This is a genomic window from Methylobacterium sp. J-077 (assembly GCF_022829365.1).
Lineage (GTDB): Bacteria > Pseudomonadota > Alphaproteobacteria > Rhizobiales > Beijerinckiaceae > Methylobacterium.
The window spans coordinates 1-20,247 of the sequence record NZ_JAKSYJ010000137.1 but is presented as its reverse complement, the minus strand read 5'-3'; the positions used below and the strand labels follow the sequence as shown (position 1 = coordinate 20,247).

The following is a 20,247-nucleotide window of genomic DNA, read 5'->3' as shown; positions in this document are numbered from 1 at the left end:
GGGGCAGATCGCGACCCTACGCGCCGGCGCAACGCTCGACCATCGCCAGGCATTGCCGGCGGGCATCCGGATCGCGGATCCGCGAGAACGCCGCCAGGATCGCCGCACATTCGGCCGCGGTCGGTCCCTCGATCGTCGGATCGGCGCGGCGGCGGCGAAAGACCGAAACGGGCAGGTTCAGTATGTCGGCCAACTGGCGGAGGAGCCGCTCCTGCTCGCCGAGGCGCGGTGCGGCATCGAGGGCTACGAAGCCTCCTGCGTCGGTCATCCTGCCGTCCAGCCCAAACTGAAGCCGAGCAAGGGAGCGCACCCCTCGACAGGTCCGCGCTACCCAGGGCCAAATCCGGCGCGACCATTCATGAGTTTTTGCCGGGCGGCAATCGATCGGCCCGCGTCTCAGTAGTTAACCGAAATTCAAGCGTTGGTTGAATGCTAGATGACGCCGTAAACCTTTATACGAAAATTGAATTCGGACAAAAACTGATGGCTAGTCGTTCTCGGTCGAACACGCGGAATGCAATTTCCGGTCGTGCAAAATTTGTAGATGCCTCCTCGAAAGCGCGCTCTACCAGACTCGCGGTCGGCGGCCTGGACCAGCAGGGCTCGGACCGCTCTTTGGCGACGGCTCTAAGTCTTTGATGTCACGCGCTCGCTTACGCCGAACCGGTATCCACTTCGGCGGCGAGCGCTCTAGCCGCCGCTCCGAAGGGTGACGAGCGTCGCGAGGCCGATCAGCGTGGCGAAGCCGAGCAGCCTGCGCCACGGATTGACGCCGCGCAGGAGCTCATCGATCGCCCACCAGCCGAGAGCCACGTCGGCGGCGATGCCCATCCACGCGGCGATGGGCTCGGCCCCGCCGGCGAGCCAGGCGGCCAGCGTGAATCCCAGGAACAGCCAGAGCGGCAGGTTGGGCCATTGCGCGATGGTGATGGCCCCGGTCCCGCGATCACGGAACATCCAGTCGCGCGCCCGCACGATGGAACTGGTCGGTGGCTGCGTCATCGGCCTGCGCCTTCCCTGTTGTGACGAGACCGTGCGGCGCCGCACGGCCGGCCTGCCGACGGGCGGTTAAGACCGGTTCAGCAGCACAGGTTGATCTTAACCATTCATCAACCTTACCGAATGGAAAGCGCGGAACAATCCCTAACAGTTCCTGAAACGACTCGCGAAAGAGTCGTTAATCAGGTGATAATCCAGCATCCGAGCAACAACGAACCCGTTGATAAATAAGGATCGATCATGAGCGCGCGTTTCGAAGACCTGAAGTTCATGGTCCTGCTCAGCGCCGTGACCCTGCTCGGCAGCGGCCTCGACATCATCCTGCGTTGATCGGCGCCATGCGGCGGGGTGCCGTCCGGATGCTGCTCTGCCCGATGGCGCGTCCGAGGGCCGAACGGGCTGCGGAGTCGCGCCGATGACTCGCGCCGCGGCGATGCGCGACGACCGGCACATCGACCACCCGCGGCGTCGCTCCGCGCCACCGGCTCGGCGATATCAGGCCCGACGCTGAGAGCGATATCTGCCCGGACCGGAGGAAGTCGCGCAATCCGGATGCGCGCGCCTGCCGTTCCGCGCGGATCGCAAACCCGGCGACCACGAGGCCGATCAGTCCGGACGTCTCAAACACAGCCGCAACCACGTAACCCGGACCCATCTCACGTCACCGTCTGCACCGAACCAAACCGCCTGCCCGGGCGGTCCATGACCTGTGAGCAGGCGTGGTTACCGAAATATTAACGACCTGATAAATTGATTCATATCAGTGCTATTCTGTCAGTTATTAAACAGTCAAAGCAAAATCAATTTCCGCCTGACAATTGCGTGTTGGGCCGCCGGTCTGTCTCGGAGGTTCAGGAGCTGTCGCGCTAGACAGAAATTTGGTCGAGAATTGTCCCGCAGATAGTAATGGTTGGCGGAAATTCGGCCGTCAGGTCGTAAATTTGAACTATTATTGAGTGTCGTTCGCTCGGTGAAGGCGCCGATAGTCCAATCCTTACGTGTTCGATTGGCGCCGCTGGAGCCACTTCGGCCCTGCGCCGCCTGGCGCGGCCGAGATTTGCCTGTTCCTTTAGGCTCCCGTCGATCGCCGTGGCCGAACCTGCGACGCGGCCCAGGAATGCGGCGGCGTTCTGCGCGTGTCAGCTTGGCCAGGGCCGACTCGACGCGCGCGTGGACGGCGTGCCGGTGCCGCAGATCAAGATGACGACCGGCGCGAGCACCCAGCACGATCAGGTGACGGTCAACATCGTCGTCAGCCCAAGTCTTCCGCTCGAGGCGACGGCTGCCGTCCGGCTACCGACTGACATCGCCCCGCGCAGGGGCATCGCGATGCTCCGGAGTCCCCACATCACAGTGGAATGCGGCGAGCGGATCCGCGACCTCTCCGAGATCCGCGCGCCGCGCTTGGTGGACGGCAGAGACCTACGAAGCGCTGACCGACGTCATCGATCGGCGCGAGATGGGTGCCCGGCTCGCGCGATCCGACATCTGTGACGCGATCGCCTTCGAGCCGGGGGCGCGAGCCGACGGAATGCGCCCTACCACATGTCCAGGGCGACGCGGGCCTCGTCCGACATCCGGCTCTGGTCCCACGGCGGATCGAATACCATCGTCACGGCGCAGGATTGCACGCCCGGCACGGCGCTGACGGCATTCTCGACCCAGCCCGGCATCTCGCCGGCGACGGGGCAGCCGGGGGCCGTCAGGGTCATGTCGATCGCGACCTTCCGATCGTCGCCGATATCGACCTTGTAGATCAGGCCGAGCTCGTAGATGTCGGCCGGGATCTCCGGGTCGTAGACGGATTTCAGCGCGGCGACGATGTCGTCGGTCAGCCGGTCCAGCTCGGCCGGCGGGATCGCGGAGGCGGCCTCGACCGCGGGGGCGTTCGCGCCGCCGGTGATTGTGGCGTCGGTGCTCATGGTTTCATTCTCCCCCGGGCCCACGCGGACAGGACCGGTTTCATTCACGGCCCGCGCATCGCCCGCGATATCGAATCCGGGACGCTGCGCCGATCAGGCGAACATCATCTCGGCTTTGGCGAGCGCCTCGGCAAGGGCATCGATCTCGGCGGTCGTCGTGTACAGGCCGAACGAGGCCCGGCAGGTCGAGGTGACGCCGAAGCGGGTGAGCAGCGGCATGGCGCAATGCGTCCCCGCGCGCACCGCGACGCCCTGGCGATCGATCACCGTGGCGATGTCGTGCGCGTGGGCGCCCTTCATCTCGAAACTGACCACGCCGCCCTTGCCCTTGGCGGTGCCGATGATCCGCAGGGCGTTCATCGCGCTGAGGCGCTCGTGGGCGTAGCGGGTCAGCGTCGCCTCGTGTGCCGCGATGTTCTCCCGGCCCAGCCCCAGCATGTATTCGAGCGCCGCCCCGAGCCCGACCGCCTCGACGATCGCCGGGGTGCCGGCCTCGAAGCGGTGCGGCGGGTCGTTATAGGTTACCGTGTCCTGGCTGACGGTGCGGATCATCTCGCCGCCGCCCTGATAGGGTGGCAGCCGCTCCAGCCATTCCTTCTTGCCGTAGAGCACGCCGATGCCGGTCGGCCCGTAGACCTTGTGGCCGGTGAAGACGAAGAAATCGCAGTCCAGCGCGCGCACGTCGATCGGCTGGTGGACGGCGCTCTGCGCCCCGTCGAGCAGCACCGGCACCCCGTGGGCGTGGGCGATGCGGACGATCTCTTCCGCGGGCGTCACGGTGCCCAGCACGTTCGACATCTGAGTGATCGCCACCATCTTGGTGCGCGGCGTGAACAGTTTTTCGTAGTCTTCGACCAGAAAATTGCCGTCGTCGTCGACCGGGGCCCACTTGATCACCGCCCCGCGCCGCTCGCGCAGGAAGTGCCAGGGCACGATGTTGGAGTGATGCTCCATGATCGACAGGATGATCTCGTCACCCTCACCGATCAGCCCGGCCCAGCCCATGCTGGACGCCACGAGGTTGTAGGCCTCGGTGGCGTTGCGGGTGAAGATGATCTCGTCCGTGGAGGCCGCGTTGAGGAACTGGCGCGTGGTCTCGCGGGCGCCCTCGAACCCCTCCGTGGCGGCGTTCGCCATGAAGTGCAGGCCGCGGTGGACGTTGGCGTAGCCGGTCTCCATGCAGGAGACCATCGCGTCGATGACCTGTCGCGGCTTCTGCGCCGAGGCGGCGTTGTCGAGATAGACCAGCGGCTTGCCGTAGACGGTCTGCGACAGGATCGGGAAGTCCTTGCGGACCGCCTCGATGTCGTAGCCGGGGGTGAGGACGTGTGCGTTCATGGTCGCGACTCTCCGAAGACTTCGCCGATCCCGGAAACCAACCTCATCCTGAGGCGCCGGAGCGAAGCGGAGGCCTCGACGGAGCCCTCCAGCTGGCGTTGCGATCCCTGGAGGGCTCCTTCGAAGCCCGCTGACGCGGGCAGCTCAGGATGAGGTCCGGGTTCATGCGATGGTCCGGCCCCGGAGCGGGGCCGGCCAGGAGTTCACGCGCGTGCCGCGAGCCAGGCCTCGATCTCGCCGATCAGCGCCGCGCGGGCGCCCTCGTGCGTGACCGCCTCGATCGCCTCGCCGACGAAAGCCTGGACCAGCAGGCTCTCGGCCACCGCGCGGTGCAGGCCGCGGGCCATCAGGTAGAACAGCAGGTCGTCGTCCGGGGCACCGCAGGTGGCACCATGGCCGCAGGCGACGTCGTCGGCGAAGATCTCCAGCTCCGGCTTGTTCATCATCTGCCCCTCGTCGCTGAGGAGCAGACAATCCGACTTCATCTTGCCATCGGTCTGCTGGGCCGCCTGGCGGACGATGATCTTGCCCTGGAACACCCCGGTGGCGTCCCCGTCGATCACCGTCTTGAACATCTCGCGCCCGACGCCGCCCACGGCGGCGTGGTCGGCCAGCAGGGTCGAGTCGGCCAGCTGGCCGTCGCCCAGCATCGCGGCGCCGTTGACCACGGCGTTCACGTTCTCACCCGCGACATGCATGAAGATCTGATGGCGGGAGAGGACGGCACCGGTGACGAGGTTGACCGTCTCCAGCTGCGACTCGTCGTCGAGACGGACGCTGATCGTCGAGAGCGCGATCGCCCCGTTGCCCTCGCGGTTGAGCCGGGCATGGCGGAACACCGCCTGCTTGCCGACCCGCACGTCGAGAGCGTCGTTCGGCTGATAGGTCAGGCTGTCGGGACCCTCGTGGCTCTCCAGCAGGGTCATCTCCGCGCCGTCGGCGAGATCGACCAGCACGCGGGTGGCGGTCGAGAAGGCCTCGGATCCGCTGCCGATGAAGCGCAGGTGCAGGGCCCGCTCGATCTTCGTGCCGGCGGCGACCGAGATCAGCGCGCCATCGGCCAGGAAGGCGGTGTTGAGCTGGTAGACCGGGTTCTCCCGGGCCTGCTCGACCGGCGCCAGCAGCCGGAGACGGGCATCGCCTCTGCCCATCGCGTCGTTCAGCGGCGTCACCGTGAGGCCGGCGGGCAGGCCGTCGAGGTCCGACAGCGAACGGATGAGATGGCCGTTGACGAAGGTCAGACACGCCGCATCGAGACCGGCAAAGCCCCTGGCTGAGGCGACGGCGGCCTGAGCGGCTTCCTGCGAGGGTGCTTCGGCCGGCGGAACGGCCTCCTTCATGGCGGCGCGCAGGTCGGTGTACTTGAACGCCTCGACCCGCCGGCTCGGCAGGCCGGCGGCCTCGAAGAAGCGGAACGCTTCCTCGCGGGCGATCGCCTCTTCCGAGGCGAAGCTCTTGCGCGCGGATTCGAACAGGCTCGACAGCCCGGTCTCGGCGCTAGTGCGCAGGTTCTGGATCTCGGCCATGGACTTACGCGGCCTCGTTGGTGCGGTACTCGGCATAGCCCGACGCTTCGAGCTCAAGCGCCAGATCCTTGCCGCCGGTCTTCACGATCAGGCCCTTCGACATGACGTGGACGGTGTCGGGCACGATGTAGTTGAGCAGCCGCTGGTAGTGGGTGATCACCAGGAACGAGCGGCCCTGGGCGCGGAGCGCGTTGACGCCCTCGGAGACGATGCGCAGGGCATCGATGTCGAGGCCGGAATCGGTCTCGTCGAGCACGCAGAATTTCGGCTCCAGCAGCGCCATCTGGAGGATCTCCATGCGCTTCTTCTCGCCGCCGGAGAAGCCGACGTTGAGGGCGCGCTTGAGCATCTCCTTGTTGATCTCGAGCTTGTCGGCGACAGCATTCACCTTGCGGATGAAGTCCGGCGTCGAGATCTCGCCCTCACCGCGGGCGCGGCGCTGGGCGTTGAGGCAAGCCTTCAGGAAGGTCATGGTGCCGACGCCGGGGATCTCCAGCGGATACTGGAAGGCCAGGAAGACGCCGGCGGCGGCGCGCTCGTCGGCGCCCATCTCCAGCACGTTCTGCCCGTCGAGCAGGATCTCGCCGTCGAGGACCTCGTAATCCTCCTTGCCGGCGATGACGTAGGACAGGGTCGACTTGCCCGACCCGTTCGGCCCCATGATCGCCGCGACCTCGCCGTCGTTCACGGTGAGGTTTAGGCCGTTCAGGATGCGGTTGTCCTCGATCTGCACGACGAGGTTCTTGATTTCCAACATGTTAGTTCAAGTCCTATCGAACGGCGGGCCGGACCCATGCGCCGACTGCGCGCCGTCAGTTCCTGTAGCGCCGTCACCGAGACGGCCATTCTGAAGGCTTTCCGGCACGCGGAGGCCGCGCGTCGAAGCCTTCGCTTGATCCGGTCGGCGATCGCGGCGTGGGCGCCGCGATCGCCGAAGGTTCGCGATCCGGGGCCGGCTTAGCCGACCGAGCCTTCGAGGCTGATCGAGATCAGCTTCTGGGCCTCGACGGCGAACTCCATCGGCAGCTGCTGCAGCACGTCGCGGACGAAGCCGTTGACGATGAGGGCGGTCGCCTCCTCCTCGGAGAGGCCGCGCTGCAGGCAGTAGAACTTCTGGTCCTCGGAGATCTTCGAGGTGGTCGCCTCGTGCTCGAACACCGCGGACGCGTTCTTCGACTCGATGTAGGGCACGGTGTGCGCCCCGCACTGGTCGCCGATCAGCAGCGAGTCGCAGTTGGTGAAGTTGCGGGCGCCCTTGGCCTTCTTGTGGGCCGAGACCAGGCCCCGATAGGTGTTCTGCGAACGCCCGGCGGAGATCCCCTTCGAGATGATCCGGCTGGTGGTGTTCTTGCCGAGGTGGATCATCTTGGTGCCGGAATCGACCTGCTGCATGCCGTTCGATACCGCGATCGAGTAGAACTCGCCGCGGGATTCGTCGCCGCGCAGGATGCAGGACGGGTACTTCCAGGTGATCGCCGAGCCGGTCTCGACCTGGGTCCAGGAGATCTTCGACCGGGCGCCGCGGCAATCGCCGCGCTTGGTGACGAAGTTGTAGATGCCGCCCTTGCCCTCGTTGTCGCCCGGGTACCAGTTCTGGACTGTCGAGTACTTGATCTCGGCATCATCCAGGGCGACCAGCTCGACCACCGCGGCATGGAGCTGGTTGTCGTCGCGCTTCGGGGCGGTGCAGCCCTCGAGATACGAAACGTAGGAACCCTTGTCGGCGATGATCAGCGTGCGCTCGAACTGGCCGGTATCGCGCTCGTTGATGCGGAAATAGGTGGACAGCTCCATCGGGCAGCGCACGCCCGGCGGGATGTAGACGAACGAGCCGTCGGAGAAGACCGCGGTGTTCAGGGTCGCGAAGAAGTTGTCCGTCGCCGGCACCACCGAGCAGAGATACTTCTTCACCAGCTCGGGATGCTCGCGCACCGCCTCGGAGATCGGCATGAAGATCACGCCGGCCTTCTCGAGCTCTTTCTTGAAGGTCGTCGCCACCGAGACCGAGTCGAACACGGCGTCGACCGCGACGCGGCGCTCCGGCGCAATGCCTTCCAGCACCTCGACCTCGCGCAGCGGGATGCCGAGCTTCTCGTAGGTCTTCAGGATCTCGGGATCGATCTCGTCGAGCGACATCGCCGCCGGACGCTTGGGCGCGGCGTAGTAGTAGATGTCGTTATAATCGACCTTGTCGTACGAGACCCGCGCCCACTCCGGCTCCTTCATGGTCAGCCAGCGCCGATAGGCGTCGAGGCGCCATTCCAGCAGCCATTCCGGCTCGTTCTTCTTGGCCGAGATGAAGCGCACGACATCCTCGGAGATGCCCTTGGCGGACTTCTCCATCTCGATGGTGGTCTCGAACCCGTACTTGTACTGGTCGAGGTCGATCGAGCGGACCCGGTCGATTGTTTCCTGCACGGCAGGCATCGGCATCTCCTGGCAAGCCCGGTTTCAAGGACCGGGAAGCGTCTGTCGGAAAGCGTGGGACGCGGGCGCTCAGGCCGCGTACCCTCGCCGCTTATATAGGGGCTGCAAGGCCCGTTCGAAGGCGTCGAGAAAGCGTGACGCATCCTCGTCCACCGTGTTCCAGCCGAGGCTGACGCGCAGCGCCCCCCCGGCAAGCTCGGAAGAAACGCCCATCGCCGCGAGCGTCGCCGAGCGCGCGACCTTGCCCGAGGAGCAGGCCGAGCCCGACGACACCGCCACGCCGGCGAGGTCCAGGGCGATCAGCGCCGCCGGGGCATCGAGTCCCGGAACCGCGAAGCTCAGCGTATTGGGCAGGCGCGGCGCACCGGCTGCGAACACCACCGCGTCAGGTGCCCGGACAAACACACCCGCCTCGATCCGGTCGCGCAGGCCCGCGAGGCGTACACCCTCCGATTCGAGGGACTCGGCTGCGATCCGCGCCGCCTCGCCCATCCCGACGATCGCCGGCAGGCACTCGGTGCCGCAGCGCTGGCGCCGTTCCTGACCGCCGCCGCGCAGGAAGGCGGCGTCGAGGGCGACATCGTCGGCCAGGATCATCGCGCCGACGCCTTTCGGGGCCGCGAATTTGTGGCCCGACAGCGTGAGCGCGTCGATCCCGAGGGCCGCCATGTCGAGGGCGATCTTGCCCACCGCCTGCACGGCGTCGCTGTGCACCAGCGCCCGGCCATGGGTGCGGGCCAGGGCGACGATCTCGGCCAGGGGCTGGACCGCGCCGGTCTCGTTGTTGGCGGCATGGACCGAGATCAGCACGCTCTGGTCCGCCAGCGCGGCGAGACGGCTTTCGAGGATGCGGATGTCGATCACGCCGTCCGGATCGACCGGCAGTTCCGCGACCGCCCCCTCCGGGAATCGATGGCCGGCGGCCACGCATGGGTGCTCCGTCGCCGAATGGAGCAGGTGCGTCGGCTTCGGCTGCCCGCGGCGCCTCAGCGCCCCGGACAGGACCGCGTTCGCGGCCTCCGTCCCGCCGCTCGTGAACACCACCTGCCCCGGGCGGGCGCCGACCAGGGCGGCCACTTGGCCGCGGGCGGCTTCGAGGGCGGCGCGCACCGCGCGCCCTTCCTGATGGATCGACGAGGGGTTGCCGGGCAGCATCAGCGCGCGCGCCACCGCCTCCGCCACGGCGGGGCGGACGGGGGCGGTCGCGTTGTGATCGAGATAGGCGCGGGCCCGGCTCATGCTGATTCCGTGTCGTCCCCTGGTACGGCGCGTGACAATTCCTTGCCCGCGCACCGGTCCGCCGTGCTAAGGCGCGCCGACAAATGAGGTCTCGCCAACCGCAAGGCTGGTGCAGCCAACGCACATTGCCCGCCGGCTCGGCTACTTTAGAATAGTTCTAATCGCCTAGAACTATTCTAAGAGCGTTTGTATGGTGTGCGCGCGGTGAGTCAAGGCTGCCTCTTCACTGCCTACGATTGCGCGGCCGGCGACCGCTGAAACGAGAGTCGAACGATGCCTGAGGTTATCTTCACCGGTCCGGCCGGACGTCTGGAAGGCCGCTACCAGGCCCCCAAGAAGCGCGGTGCGCCGATCGCCATCGTGCTGCACCCGCACCCCCAGTTCGGGGGCACGATGAACAATCAAATTGTGTACAACCTTTTTTACACCTTCGCCAATCGCGGCTTTGCAGCCCTGCGTTTCAATTTCCGCGGGGTCGGCCGCAGCCAGGGTGCGTTCGACCACGGCTCGGGCGAATTGTCCGACGCGGCCGCGGCCCTCGACTGGGTGCAGTCGGTCAATCCGGAGGCGAAGTCGTGCTGGATCGCCGGCGTGTCCTTCGGCGCCTGGATCGGCATGCAGCTGCTGATGCGGCGCCCGGAGATCGAGGGCTTCATCTCGATCGCCGCGATGGCCAACCGCTTCGACTTCACCTTCCTGGCCCCCTGCCCCTCTTCCGGCCTGTTCGTGCACGGCTCCGAGGATCGGGTCGCGCCGGCCCGCGACGTCATGCCGGTGATCGAGAAGGTGAAGGTGCAGAAGGGCGTCATCATCGAGCACCAGATGGTCGAGGGGGCCAACCACTTCTTCGACGGTAAGGTCGACGAGCTGACCCAGACGGTCGACACCTACCTCGACAAGCGCCTCGGCAAGCGCGAGGAAGCCGCCTGAGGTCGGAGGTCCCGCGCCTTGACGGGGGCAGGCCCGGGGCATACGGCGCGGGCTTCGCACATCGCGGCTGAACCTTTGCAGGTCTGATGTCAGAGAGCCCGTCCGACCAACCCGTCGTGCTGCTGGTGGAAGATGACGGCCTCCTGCTCATGGAGGCGTCGGATACCCTGGCGGATGCCGGCTTCACCGTGCTGGAGGCCAGCCACGCCGACAAGGCGCTCAAGGTCCTGGAAAACCGCGACGATGTCGGCGTCCTGATGACCGATGTCGACATGCCGCAGGGCTCGATGGACGGGTTCGCGCTGGCCCGGCTGGTGGCGCATCGCTGGCCGACGATCCCCGTGCTGGTCGTCTCCGGCATGGGGACGCCCGGCCCCAACGACATGCCAGACGGCGCCCGGTTCATCCCGAAGCCCTACGAGCCGACGACCCTGGTCCGAACCCTGCAGGCCTTCCTCCGTCGCGCGGCGTGAAGCCTCTTTCGGCTCGGGCGCGTCGACGATCCGGGCGCCGTACAGCCAACCGAGAGCCATGACGGATTTGAGCCGCAAGCACCGTTTCGCGACCCGGGCCATCCATGCCGGCGCGGCGCCGGACCCCGCCACCGGCGCGCGGATCCAGCCGATCTACTTCACCAACGGCTTCGTGTTCGAGTCCACCGAGCAGGCGGCCGACATCTTCGCGGGCCGCCGCACCGGGTTCTCCTATTCGCGCGGCTCGAACCCGACGGTGGCCGCACTGGAGCGCCGCATCGCCGATCTGGAAGGCGCCAAGGCCGCGGTGGCGGTGGCCTCCGGACAGTCCGCCATGCAACTGGTCCTGATGACGCTGATGCGTAGCGGCGATGCCTACGTCGCGTCGCCCCGCCTGTTCGGAGGAACGCTGGGCCTGATGCGGCGCCTCGACGGGCGCTACGATCTGAAGCCGCGCTTCGCCCGAGGCATGGCCCCGGAGGATTTCGAGGCGGCGATTACTCCGGACTGCCGGGCCATCTTCTGCGAATCGATCGTGAACCCGTGCGCCTCGGTGGTGGACCTCGACGGGATCGCCGCGGTGGCCCGTCGTCATGGCCTGCCGCTCGTCGTGGACAACACCCTGGCCTCGCCGGCGCTGATCCGGCCGATCGAGCACGGCGCCGACATCGTCTGGCACTCCACCTCGAAGTTCCTGAGCGGTTCGGGCCAGACCATCGGCGGCGTGATCTGCGATGCCGGTACCTTCGACTGGACCAAAGCCGGCGGCTACGACCTGATCACCGAGCCCTGGCCGGACTACGACGGGCTCGTCCTCACCAAGGCCTTCCCGGAGACACCGTTCGCGGCCGCCTGCCGGTTCTTCGGCCTGCGCGACCTGGGACCGGGCCTGTCGCCGATGAACGCATTCCTGACGCTGATGGGGATCGAGACCCTGCCGCTGCGCATGGAGCGGCATTGCGCGAACGCCCGGGCCGTGGCGGCTTTCCTCAAGGAGCACCCGGCGGTGGCTTGGGTGAGCTATCCCGGCCTGCCGGGCCAGACCGGAGAGGAACTCGCCCGGCGCTACACCCCGCAGGGGCCGGGCTCGATCTTCACGGTCGCGTTCAAGGGCGGCGAGCCGGCGGCCCTGAACTTCATCGCCGGGCTGGAGCTGATCTCGCACCTCGTCAACATCGGCGAGATCAAGTCGCTGGCGATCCACCCGTCCTCGACCACGCACCGGCAATTGCCGGAGACCGAGAAGGCCGCCGCCCAGGTCGGCCCCGAGACCGTGCGGCTGTCGATCGGCCTGGAGAACGAGGCCGACCTGATCGCCGACCTCAAGCAGGCGCTGAACAAGCTCGGCTGAGGGCCGACGCGGCGACCTGCCCGAGGCGGTGAACGTGGTCGACCTGTGCGAGGTCCGAGCCGCCGGCGGGGGAGCAGCCGGTGCAGTGGCGGCTGCCGACGACGCGGCCGGTGCGCGATGCGGCCGATGCGGCGGCGGATCTGTACCGGCGGCGCTGGGCGATCGATCCTTCGACGGGCTCAGGATGAGGAGCTGTTCCGGACGTTGACGGCCCAGGGCTTTGCCGGGGGAGACCTGCGGGTCGCCGAGCCGGAGGCGCGCCCGGCAGGTGATGGCGACCCTGGTGGCGGCGGTGATCGTCCAGCGGCTGGTCCATGCCCGGGACGGCGCGGCCGGCGATCGCCCGCTGCGGCCGGTGACCGACGCCTTCGCGGCCGAGGACCGGCGGCTGCTGGAGGCAAGCTGCGCCGCGCTGGAGGGCAAGGCCGCCCGGCAGAAGAACCCGCACCCGCCCGGCTCGCCCGCCTACGCCGCCCGGGTCTGCGCCCGGCTGGGCCGCTGGACCGGTTATTACGGCAAGCCGGGCCCGATCGTGACGCTCGGAGGCTGGACGGAGTTCCGGGCCCGAAAACGCGGCGGCGCCCTCCGGCTCACCGAACGCGATCTGTGAATCCTCTAGCCCGCTCGGGAGAGGGGGCGGATCGCGGCTCGCGAGGAGCGCCGTTTGGAATGCGCGGCCTATCGTATCGGTCCACCGAGGCGTGGCGCGATCGGGCCCCGCTCCAAAAAATCAGGCCACCAGCTCCTCCCGGGCGATGCGGCGGCAATGTTCCAGGTAGCCGCGCTGGTGCGCGCCCATCAGGTCGGTGACCGCGGACCAGAGCCAGCCGGGGGTGTCGGCGCCCTGCCCCGGCGCGCGGACCGTGTCGCTCCAGCGTTGGCGGTCGGCTGCCCCCATCTGGCGGCCGTGGGCGCGGCCCAGGATGGCGGCGAGATGGCCCGAGACGCGCACCGCCTCGCCCCGGGAGAACTGCTCGGCGTCGATCTTGAGATCCTGCGGCATCAGCTCGCGGACCGTCACCGGGGTGCCCTGGAAATGGGTCGCGACCATCCGGTCGCCGAGATTCGGCGACAGGGCCCGGGCGCCGGCCACGACCCGGGCGGCCGCATCCGCGGGCATGTCGGCCCCAGGAGCGGCCGGGGCGAGGAACGGCACCGCCTCCTTGACGTCGAGGAGCGCGAGATGCGGGCGTTCGCCGCCCGAAATCTCGACGAGGCCGGCATAGCGCAGCCGGCCGAGCGAGCTGCAGCCCTTGATCCAGTAGGCGGCATCGCGCAGCCGGATCTCCGCCCCGGCCTCGGCGCCGCCGAGCGCCAGGACCAGGCGGTGCACCTCCGGATCGCGGCTCAGCGCCGCGAACGCCTCCTCCTCTTCCGGGTCGAGGTCGAAGAACCGGTCGCCGCGCGGCAGGCGGGCATCCTTGCCCTTCAGGCGCTCCCGGGACAGGTGGCGCCAGCGCCGGCCCAGCGCCCGGCGGCGGGTGGTGGCGACGATGTCGGATTCGGCGATGTCCCGCTCGGCCTCTTCGGGATCGAGGATGCCGTCGGCGTAGCCCACCGCCATGGCGTCCATCATCCGGGCGGTGACGATGCCCGGCAGGGTCGCGTTGAGGGCCGCCGTGACCAGGGACAGGGCCAGCCGGACGAGGTCGAAGGCCGGGTTCGCGATCAAGGTCTGGTCGAGGTCGCGGATCTGGATGTCGATCCGCCCGTCCGGCCCGGCGACCGCGCCGAGATTGCCGAGATGCGCGTCGCCGCAGATCCAGACCGGCGGCCCCTCCGGCAGGGATCCCTCCGGCATGCGGGCGATCAGCGCGTAGAACTCCGCGGTGCTGCCGCGGACATAGGCGTGGGGCGAGGAGGCGATCTTGCACAGGCGGCGCTTCTCCAGCACGCTCGCCGCGCGACCGGACCTTGCCGGCACCTGCATATCCATCCGCGTCGTCCGTTCCTCTGTCGCGCCCGGCCTGATGGAAGTCGGGCAGGGTCCGACATCATGGTTTGGCGTCGGACGCGATACTAAATTCCGCTTCATGAAGCATCTCTGAGCTTTTTGCCGCGGCCCGACGCCATAAGTCCCGGCCATGACTTATGGCTTACAGTTCGTTCATTTCACGCCACATGACGCCTGCTCCGACCGGCCGGAACGCGGGGCCGGACGATGACCGGCGATCTTGCCCTCGACACCGTCGCGATCCGCCTCGGCCTCAGCTTCCTGGCGGCCTTCGCGCTCGGCTGGAATCGCGAGGAGCTCGGCCATCCGGCCGGCCTGCGAACCACGGTGCTGATCTGTGTCTCGGCCTGCACGGCGATGCTGCTGGCGACCTGGCTGATGGCTCGGAGCGGCGACAGCGGCGACAGCCAGATCACCCTGGACCTGATGCGCCTGGCGCAGGGCGTGCTCGGCGGCATCGGCTTCATCGGCGCCGGCACCATCCTGAAGCAGGGCAACATCGTGCGCGGCGTCACCACCGCGGCGACCCTGTGGCTCGCGACCGTGGCCGGGCTCTGTTTCGGGGCCGGTGCTTGGCAGGTCGGCGCCGCCGCGACCCTCGTGGGCCTGGCGACATTGCAAGGTCTCGGCCGGCTCGAGGACGTGCTCCGGCGGCGCACCTACGGCACCGTGACGGTGGAGTTCGGCGCGGAGGCGAACCCGGCGGCCCTGCTCGGTCTGCTGGACGAGGTCGGCCTGCGGGTGCGCTCGACCAATCTGGCGCAGGGGCGCGACGGCGGTCGCCTGCGCTGCATCGGCTCGCATCAGGGCGAGCCGCGGGCCTGGGCGCTGGCCGCCTTGACCCGGCTGCAGGGGGCGGCGGCGGTGAACCAAGCCTCCTGGGAGGACATGAGCTGAGCGTCGGGCAGGCCCTCAGGCCGCCTGCTGCTCGACCCGGTTCCGCCCCGCGGCCTTGGCCCGGTACAGGGCGATGTCGGCGCGCTTGAGCATGTCGTTGGGGCCGGTATCCTCCGGGTGGCGGATCGCGACGCCGATCGAGACCGTCACCGGGATCGTCCGGGTCGCGCGCTGCACCGAGAACGGCAGCGCCTCGACCTTCTCGCGGATCCGCTCGGCGATGGCCCGGGCCTCGGCCAGGCCCGCCTCCGGCAGGACCACGACGATCTCCTCGCCGCCGTAGCGGGCGACGATGTCCACCGGCCGCGTGTGCTGGCGGACCCGCTCGGCGAAGGTGCGCAGCACCTCGTCCCCGGCCTCGTGGCCGTAGCTGTCGTTGATCGCCTTGAACAGGTCGATGTCGAGGATCAGGGCGGCGAGCCCCGGGCGCCGGGCGGCCGCGTCGGCAAACAGCGCGCCGAGATGGTTGTCGAGGTAGCGCCGGTTGTGCAGGCCGGTGAGCGCGTCGGTGACCGCGAGCTGCAGGGAGGCCTGCATGGCGCCCCGCAGGGCCTCCGTGAAGCGCTTGCGCTTCACCTGGGTGCGGACCCGGGCCATCAGCTCGTTGCGGTCCACTGGCCGCATCAGGAAGTCGTGGACGCCGAAATCGAGGCCGCGCACCACCCGGGCGCGGTCGTGCTCCTCGGCCAGCATGATCAGCGGCATCGCCCGGGTCGCGTCCTGCGAGCGGAGCTGGCTGCAGAGGCGAAGCCCGTCGAACCCCTCGAGGTCGAGGCTCACCAGGGCGAGGTCGAACCCGCCCTCGGCGGCCAGGCGCATCGCGGCCTGCGGGTCGGGCTCGATCGTGACCGCATGGTGCTGGCGCAGCGCCCCGGCCATGCGCTCGGCCGAGCCCGGACGGTCCTCGATCAGCAGGATCCGGGCGTCGAGGCCGGTCTCGGCGGCGGCGAGCGCCAGGGGATCGCCGATGCCGAACTCGCGGGACGCCAGCGCCCGCTGGCGCAGTTCGTCGGTGACCGCCTTGAGGCGCACGAGGCTGCGCACCCGGCTGAACAGGGCGGTGTCGTCCACCGGCTTGGTGAGAAAATCGTCGGCGCCGGCATCGAGGCCGCGCAGCCGGTCCGAGGGCTGGTCCAGGGCCGTGACCATCACCACCGGGATGTGGGCGGTGACCGGGTTGTTCTTGAGGTAGCGGCAGACCTCGAACCCGTCCATGCCGGGCATCATCACGTCGAGCAGGACCAGGTCGCACAGGCCCTTCTCGCAGATCGCGATCGCGTCCGGGCCGTTCATGGCGGCGATCGTGTCGAAATATTCGAGCCCGAGCTTCGTCTCCAGAAGCTTCACGTTCGGGAACAGATCGTCGACGATCAGGACGCGGGCCGACATGGTTCCTCGCTGACGCGCCGTTGCGCGATTCCGCCCGGGCGGGCGGTCAGACGCCGCCGATGGTGCGCCCGTTCGGCGTCACCGCGGCTCAAGATACGCGCGAACCGTTGCCAAAAACTTCGCGACCGAGATCGGCTTCGACAGATAGGCCTCGCAGCCGCCCTCGCGGATCCGCTCCTCGTCGCCCTTCATGGCGAAGGCCGTGATGGCGATGACCGGAATGTCCTTGAGGTCGTCGTCCTCCTTGAGCCATTTGGTCACTTCGAGGCCGGAGACCTCTGGCAGCTGGATGTCCATGAGGATCAGGTCGGGATGGTGCGCGCGGGCCAGCTCGATCGCCTCGATGCCGTGGGCGGTCTTCAGGGTCGCGTAGCCGTTCGCCTCCAAGAGGTCGTTGAACAGCTTCATGTTCAGTTCGTTGTCCTCGACGATCAGCACCGTCTTTTTCATGATCCGATGTCCCGGTGCGCGCCGATCATGATTAGCGGGCCGTGAAGCCCCTTAGTGACCTTTGTAGCGATCACATGTTGATGAATGGCAAACCTCTTCAAGGGGCCGAATCTGCGGAACGGCTCGCGCTCGACGTTCTGCTGTGGATCGTCGCGGAGGATGACCGCCTCCTGCCCTTCCTGGCGGCGAGCGGCCTGAGCGCCGATACCCTGCGCGCGAGCGCCCAGGAGCCGGCGTTCCTGGCGGGCGTCCTCGACCACGTGATGGGCGACGAGGGCGTGCTCGTGGCCTGCGCCGGGGCGCTGGAGATCAAGCCGGAGCGCATCGCGGCAGCCTGGCACACGCTGTCGCCGCAGCCGGAGGACGACTGGGCGTGACGGGCCGATGGCCGCGTCCTGGGTTGAGAGGTGCACGGGCTTTTGGCGCGTGGGCAATCTGGTTGTCAGGCGCGGGAGGCGCGGCTTTCCCTCCCCCCTCTGCGGGGGAGGGTGGCCCCCGAAGGGGAGCGGGAGAGGGAAGCGACGGTTCAGGAGAGAGCGTCGGCCCGCACGTCTGCTCTGCCTTTTTCGGCGGCGGCGCTCCCCTCTCCCGACCCGGCCTGACGGCCGGCCCACCCTCCCCCGCAGAGGGGGGAGGGAGATGCGCGTCCGGCGGCCTGTTTCCCCCTCACGGCGTGCAGCCCTTGTCGCCCTCCTTGGCGGCGGTCTTTCCCGCCTGGGCGTCGATGTCGAGGGCGACCATGTCGCCCAGGATGGCGAACTCGCCGTAATCGAGCTTGAGGGCGCCGCTGACGCCGTTCTCGTAGAGGTCGAAGCCGAGGGTGTAGATCGGCGTCCGCTCCCCTGCCCCGGCGGTGTAGTAGCTGAGCCGCACCGGCCAGTGCGGCATGCCGGCGAGCGGCCCCTCCCGCAGGGGCTTGTCGCGGGCGGTGTCCGAGGCCGGGCCGGTCCCGGCATGGCCGATCACCGCGAAGGTGTCGTAGACCTTTTTGCCGTCGTCGGAGCCGTCGAACACCTTGGCCGAGAGGGTCGCCTGGCCGGCCCTTGCCGCCTCGATCAGGTGGCGCATGTGCTCGCTCGGGAACAGCACCGGCCCCTCCACGGTGAGCGGCTTGGCCGCGCCCTTCAGCTTCACCGTGACGGATTCCCCCGGGCCCTGCTCGGAGGCGGTGCCGTCCACCGGGGCGGCGGGCTGGTTGTTGGTGAGCGTCGTGGTCTTGAACCGGAACTCCCGGCCCTTGCCGCCCTCGAAGGTGGTGCTGCGCATGTCCGACAGGCGCGGCCCGCTCTCGCCGGAGGAGAGTTCCGTTACCTGCCGGGTCAGCATGGTGTAGCCGCGGCAGGCATCGCCCCGGAAATCGATCACGATGCGGCCGCGGGCGCTCTCCACCGAGCGGGTGCCGCCGCCCTCGGCCAGCGACAGGTCGTAGACCGCCCGGTGGTTGGCCAGCACGATGTCTTGAGCGATGCCTGGGGCCGGCGCGGGGGCCTCGGCCTTGGCCGCGGGGGCCGGCGGCTCGGAGACGGCCGGCGCAGCCTGTGCCCCCCAGGCGGAGACGAGCAGGCCGGCCGTCAGGAGGTGCGAGAGGCGCATGAATAATCCCGGTTCCAGGTCCACGAGATAGCAGGCGACGCGAAAGGGGCAATCCTCGGGCATCGCCTCAGTCCCCGATATGGGGTTCCCAAAGGGCTCAGCCCTTTGGCGGGGTTCGGGGGCGGAGCCCCGATGGACCAGGGCCCCGCCCTGGACCCGCGAAAGGTCCCGGACCTTTCGAAACCCTGACCTTCACCGGTAGCCCGTCACCGATAACCCTGCGCCTGCAGGGTGAACAACTCGGCGTAGCGGCCGCCCTGCCCCATCAGGGCGGCGTGGCTGCCTTCTTCGAGCAACCGGCCGCCCTCCAGGACCAGGATGCGATCGGCCATGCGCACCGTCGAGAACCGGTGCGAGATCAGCACCGTGGTGCGGCCCGCCGACAGCTCCCGGAACCGGGCGAACACGTCGTGCTCGGCCCTTGCGTCGAGCGCCGCGGTCGGCTCGTCGAGGATCAGGATCTCGGCCTCGCGCATATAGGCCCGGGACAGGGCGACCTTCTGCCACTCGCCCCCCGACAGGTCGACGCCGCCGGCGAAGCGCTTGCCGAGCGGCTGGGCGTAGCCCTCCGGCAGGCGCGCGATCACCGGGGCGGCGAGCCCCCGGGCCGCGGCTGCCGCGATGCGGTCCTGGTCGCCGGCCGCCCCAATCCGGCCGACCGCGACGTTCTCGCCGGCGGTGAGGTCGAACCGGACGAAATCCTGGAAGATCGCCGCGACCCGGGCCCGGAGGTCGTCGAGGTCGTAGGCGGCGAGCGGCAGCCCGTCGAGCAGCACCCGGCCCTCGTGCGGGTCGTAGAGCCGGGTCATCAGCTTGACGATCGTGGTCTTGCCGGCGCCGTTGCCGCCGACGAGCGCCACGGTCTCCCCGGCCCGCACCGCGAAGGACAGGCCGCGCAGGGCCCAGATCTCGGTGCCGGGATAGCGGTAGCCGACATCCTCGAACACCAGGCCTTCGCGGATCGGGCTCGGCACCGGCACCGGATGCGCGGGCGAGCGGATCTCCGGCCGGATCGCGAAAAACGAGAAGAAGTCGTCGAGATACTGCGCCTGCCCGCTGATCTGGGTCAGCCCGAGCAGCAGCCCCTCGATGCCGCCGCGCAGGCGCTGGAACGCGCCGGCCAGGAAGGCGAGGTCGCCGATCGAGAACGCGCCGGCCACGGTCCGCCAGACGATCACCGCGTAGGCGGCGTAATAGGCCAGCGTCCCGAGGCTCGCGAAGGCGAAGCCCCAGCGCGCCCGGGCCGTGGCCAGCGCCCGGTTCTCGGCGAGCAGGTTTTCCGCGAGGCCGGCATACAGCGACGTGATGTAGCCCGAGAGGCCGAAGAGCTTCACTTCCTTGGCGGTCTCGACGCTGGCGCCGAGGTAGCGCAGGTAATCGATCCGCCGCCGCTCCGGGCTGCGGATCCAGGCCAGGCGATAGCCGGCCTTGGTGAAGTGCCACTCGTTGAGGAGCGCCGGCACCAGGGCGGCGGCGATCAGCACCACCAGCCACGGGGTGAAGGCCGCCACCCCGGCGGTGAGCGAGGCCAGCGTCACCAGGGCCTGGAGCTGCCCGAAGACGGTCCCGATCAGCCCGGTGCGGCCGCTCACCTGCCGGCGCGCCCGCTCCAGCCGGTCCTGCTGGGCGCTGTCCTCGAACTGCGCGAGGTCGAGGGAGGCGGCGTGGGCCATCAACCGCAGGGAGGCGGCGTTGGCGTAGAGGTCGCCGATCAGGGTCTCGGTGAGGTTCGCCAGCCGGCCGGTGAGGTCGGAGAGGA

The 20,247-nt window shown here is 68.7% G+C and carries 21 protein-coding genes; 7 read left to right on the top strand and 14 right to left on the bottom strand.

The genetic code is table 11. The features are described from left to right. Positions 1-16: 16 nt before the first annotated feature. The 3 genes from MKL11_RS16455 to MKL11_RS16445 form a co-directional block, all read right to left on the bottom strand. Positions 17-268: a hypothetical protein gene (locus MKL11_RS16455; protein ID WP_243945181.1), complete on the bottom strand. Its 252-nt coding sequence runs from the start codon at positions 266-268 to the stop codon at positions 17-19. Positions 269-690: 422 nt separating this feature from the next. Continuing rightward, on the bottom strand, positions 691-1,002 hold the full coding sequence (locus MKL11_RS16450) for a hypothetical protein (RefSeq protein WP_243945180.1): 312 nt from the start codon (positions 1,000-1,002) through the stop codon (positions 691-693). A 313-nt stretch (positions 1,003-1,315) separates the two neighbouring features. Continuing rightward, entirely contained in the window at positions 1,316-1,654 is a 339-nt protein-coding gene (locus MKL11_RS16445) for a hypothetical protein (RefSeq protein WP_243945179.1), read from the bottom strand. A gap of 434 nt (positions 1,655-2,088) precedes the next feature. Between MKL11_RS16445 and MKL11_RS16440 the strand changes: the two genes are divergently transcribed. Then, positions 2,089-2,493 (top strand): hypothetical protein, encoded by a 405-nt coding sequence (locus tag MKL11_RS16440; protein ID WP_243945178.1) that lies wholly within the window; start codon positions 2,089-2,091, stop codon positions 2,491-2,493. A 44-nt stretch (positions 2,494-2,537) separates the two neighbouring features. Here MKL11_RS16440 and MKL11_RS16435 read toward each other — a convergent pair whose 3' ends face one another. The 6 genes from MKL11_RS16435 to MKL11_RS16410 form a co-directional block, all read right to left on the bottom strand. Then, entirely contained in the window at positions 2,538-2,921 is a 384-nt protein-coding gene (locus MKL11_RS16435; protein ID WP_007566736.1) for an SUF system Fe-S cluster assembly protein, read from the bottom strand. Between the two features lie 93 nt (positions 2,922-3,014). Beyond that, on the bottom strand, positions 3,015-4,259 hold the full coding sequence (locus MKL11_RS16430) for a cysteine desulfurase (protein ID WP_243945177.1): 1,245 nt from the start codon (positions 4,257-4,259) through the stop codon (positions 3,015-3,017). Between the two features lie 203 nt (positions 4,260-4,462). Then, the gene (locus tag MKL11_RS16425) at positions 4,463-5,785 is read right to left on the bottom strand and encodes a SufB/SufD family protein (protein WP_243945176.1); all 1,323 of its coding nucleotides are present in this window, start codon (positions 5,783-5,785) and stop codon (positions 4,463-4,465) included. A 4-nt stretch (positions 5,786-5,789) separates the two neighbouring features. Further along, a complete protein-coding gene (gene sufC / locus MKL11_RS16420) occupies positions 5,790-6,542 on the bottom strand; it encodes a Fe-S cluster assembly ATPase SufC (RefSeq protein WP_243945175.1) in 753 nt (250 codons plus the stop codon). Positions 6,543-6,742: 200 nt separating this feature from the next. Next, on the bottom strand, positions 6,743-8,212 hold the full coding sequence (gene sufB, locus MKL11_RS16415) for a Fe-S cluster assembly protein SufB (RefSeq protein ID WP_243945174.1): 1,470 nt from the start codon (positions 8,210-8,212) through the stop codon (positions 6,743-6,745). A 69-nt stretch (positions 8,213-8,281) separates the two neighbouring features. Further along, the gene (locus MKL11_RS16410) at positions 8,282-9,451 is read right to left on the bottom strand and encodes a cysteine desulfurase family protein (RefSeq protein WP_243945173.1); all 1,170 of its coding nucleotides are present in this window, start codon (positions 9,449-9,451) and stop codon (positions 8,282-8,284) included. A gap of 273 nt (positions 9,452-9,724) precedes the next feature. On the opposite strand from MKL11_RS16410, the gene MKL11_RS16405 reads away from it, so the two are divergent. The 4 genes from MKL11_RS16405 (at position 9,725) to MKL11_RS16390 (ending at position 12,815) form a co-directional block, all read left to right on the top strand. After that, positions 9,725-10,381: an alpha/beta hydrolase gene (locus MKL11_RS16405; RefSeq protein ID WP_092045953.1), complete on the top strand. Its 657-nt coding sequence runs from the start codon at positions 9,725-9,727 to the stop codon at positions 10,379-10,381. Between the two features lie 86 nt (positions 10,382-10,467). Beyond that, positions 10,468-10,854 (top strand): response regulator, encoded by a 387-nt coding sequence (locus MKL11_RS16400; protein WP_092045951.1) that lies wholly within the window; start codon positions 10,468-10,470, stop codon positions 10,852-10,854. Positions 10,855-10,912: 58 nt separating this feature from the next. Then, a complete protein-coding gene (locus MKL11_RS16395) occupies positions 10,913-12,205 on the top strand; it encodes an O-acetylhomoserine aminocarboxypropyltransferase/cysteine synthase family protein (RefSeq protein WP_243945172.1) in 1,293 nt (430 codons plus the stop codon). 268 nt (positions 12,206-12,473) lie between these two features. Beyond that, positions 12,474-12,815, top strand: coding sequence for a hypothetical protein (locus MKL11_RS16390; RefSeq protein WP_243945171.1), 342 nt, complete (start codon positions 12,474-12,476; stop codon positions 12,813-12,815). 120 nt (positions 12,816-12,935) lie between these two features. On the opposite strand, the gene MKL11_RS16385 is transcribed toward MKL11_RS16390, so the two are convergent. Next, entirely contained in the window at positions 12,936-14,141 is a 1,206-nt protein-coding gene (locus MKL11_RS16385; RefSeq protein ID WP_243945170.1) for a DUF2252 family protein, read from the bottom strand. Positions 14,142-14,366: 225 nt separating this feature from the next. Here MKL11_RS16385 and MKL11_RS16380 point away from each other — a divergent pair, with 225 nt between their 5' ends. Beyond that, positions 14,367-15,056: an MgtC/SapB family protein gene (locus MKL11_RS16380; RefSeq protein ID WP_243945169.1), complete on the top strand. Its 690-nt coding sequence runs from the start codon at positions 14,367-14,369 to the stop codon at positions 15,054-15,056. 15 nt (positions 15,057-15,071) lie between these two features. On the opposite strand, the gene MKL11_RS16375 is transcribed toward MKL11_RS16380, so the two are convergent. Both MKL11_RS16375 and MKL11_RS16370 read right to left on the bottom strand, forming a co-directional pair. Beyond that, positions 15,072-16,445, bottom strand: a complete 1,374-nt coding sequence (locus tag MKL11_RS16375; protein WP_243945168.1) for a PleD family two-component system response regulator — start codon at positions 16,443-16,445, stop codon at positions 15,072-15,074. A 78-nt stretch (positions 16,446-16,523) separates the two neighbouring features. After that, positions 16,524-16,895, bottom strand: coding sequence for a response regulator (locus MKL11_RS16370; protein WP_243945167.1), 372 nt, complete (start codon positions 16,893-16,895; stop codon positions 16,524-16,526). Positions 16,896-16,975: 80 nt separating this feature from the next. Between MKL11_RS16370 and MKL11_RS16365 the strand changes: the two genes are divergently transcribed. Beyond that, entirely contained in the window at positions 16,976-17,272 is a 297-nt protein-coding gene (locus MKL11_RS16365; RefSeq protein WP_243945166.1) for a DUF3572 domain-containing protein, read from the top strand. A 289-nt stretch (positions 17,273-17,561) separates the two neighbouring features. On the opposite strand, the gene MKL11_RS16360 is transcribed toward MKL11_RS16365, so the two are convergent. Further along, positions 17,562-18,488, bottom strand: a complete 927-nt coding sequence (locus tag MKL11_RS16360; protein WP_243945165.1) for a cell envelope integrity EipB family protein — start codon at positions 18,486-18,488, stop codon at positions 17,562-17,564. Between the two features lie 206 nt (positions 18,489-18,694). Further along, on the bottom strand, positions 18,695-20,247 hold a 1,553-nt coding region (locus MKL11_RS16355), incomplete at its 5' end, for an ABC transporter ATP-binding protein (RefSeq protein ID WP_243945164.1).

Excerpts from the sequence above, each read along its gene's own strand:
- MKL11_RS16455 (WP_243945181.1), bottom strand. The coding sequence starts at position 268 with ATGACCGACGCAGGAGGCTTCGTAGCCCTCGATGCCGCACCGCGCCTC.
- MKL11_RS16400 (WP_092045951.1), top strand. The coding sequence starts at position 10,468 with ATGTCAGAGAGCCCGTCCGACCAACCCGTCGTGCTGCTGGTGGAAGAT.
- MKL11_RS16405 (WP_092045953.1), top strand. The coding sequence starts at position 9,725 with ATGCCTGAGGTTATCTTCACCGGTCCGGCCGGACGTCTGGAAGGCCGC.
- sufB (WP_243945174.1), bottom strand. The coding sequence starts at position 8,212 with ATGCCTGCCGTGCAGGAAACAATCGACCGGGTCCGCTCGATCGACCTC.
- MKL11_RS16445 (WP_243945179.1), bottom strand. The coding sequence starts at position 1,654 with ATGGGTCCGGGTTACGTGGTTGCGGCTGTGTTTGAGACGTCCGGACTG.
- MKL11_RS16450 (WP_243945180.1), bottom strand. The coding sequence starts at position 1,002 with ATGACGCAGCCACCGACCAGTTCCATCGTGCGGGCGCGCGACTGGATG.
- MKL11_RS16360 (WP_243945165.1), bottom strand. The coding sequence starts at position 18,488 with ATGCGCCTCTCGCACCTCCTGACGGCCGGCCTGCTCGTCTCCGCCTGG.
- MKL11_RS16395 (WP_243945172.1), top strand. The coding sequence starts at position 10,913 with ATGACGGATTTGAGCCGCAAGCACCGTTTCGCGACCCGGGCCATCCAT.
- MKL11_RS16435 (WP_007566736.1), bottom strand. The coding sequence starts at position 2,921 with ATGAGCACCGACGCCACAATCACCGGCGGCGCGAACGCCCCCGCGGTC.
- MKL11_RS16430 (WP_243945177.1), bottom strand. The coding sequence starts at position 4,259 with ATGAACGCACACGTCCTCACCCCCGGCTACGACATCGAGGCGGTCCGC.
- MKL11_RS16380 (WP_243945169.1), top strand. The coding sequence starts at position 14,367 with ATGACCGGCGATCTTGCCCTCGACACCGTCGCGATCCGCCTCGGCCTC.
- sufC (WP_243945175.1), bottom strand. The coding sequence starts at position 6,542 with ATGTTGGAAATCAAGAACCTCGTCGTGCAGATCGAGGACAACCGCATC.
- MKL11_RS16375 (WP_243945168.1), bottom strand. The coding sequence starts at position 16,445 with ATGTCGGCCCGCGTCCTGATCGTCGACGATCTGTTCCCGAACGTGAAG.
- MKL11_RS16365 (WP_243945166.1), top strand. The coding sequence starts at position 16,976 with ATGAATGGCAAACCTCTTCAAGGGGCCGAATCTGCGGAACGGCTCGCG.
- MKL11_RS16385 (WP_243945170.1), bottom strand. The coding sequence starts at position 14,141 with ATGGATATGCAGGTGCCGGCAAGGTCCGGTCGCGCGGCGAGCGTGCTG.
- MKL11_RS16370 (WP_243945167.1), bottom strand. The coding sequence starts at position 16,895 with ATGAAAAAGACGGTGCTGATCGTCGAGGACAACGAACTGAACATGAAG.
- MKL11_RS16410 (WP_243945173.1), bottom strand. The coding sequence starts at position 9,451 with ATGAGCCGGGCCCGCGCCTATCTCGATCACAACGCGACCGCCCCCGTC.
- MKL11_RS16425 (WP_243945176.1), bottom strand. The coding sequence starts at position 5,785 with ATGGCCGAGATCCAGAACCTGCGCACTAGCGCCGAGACCGGGCTGTCG.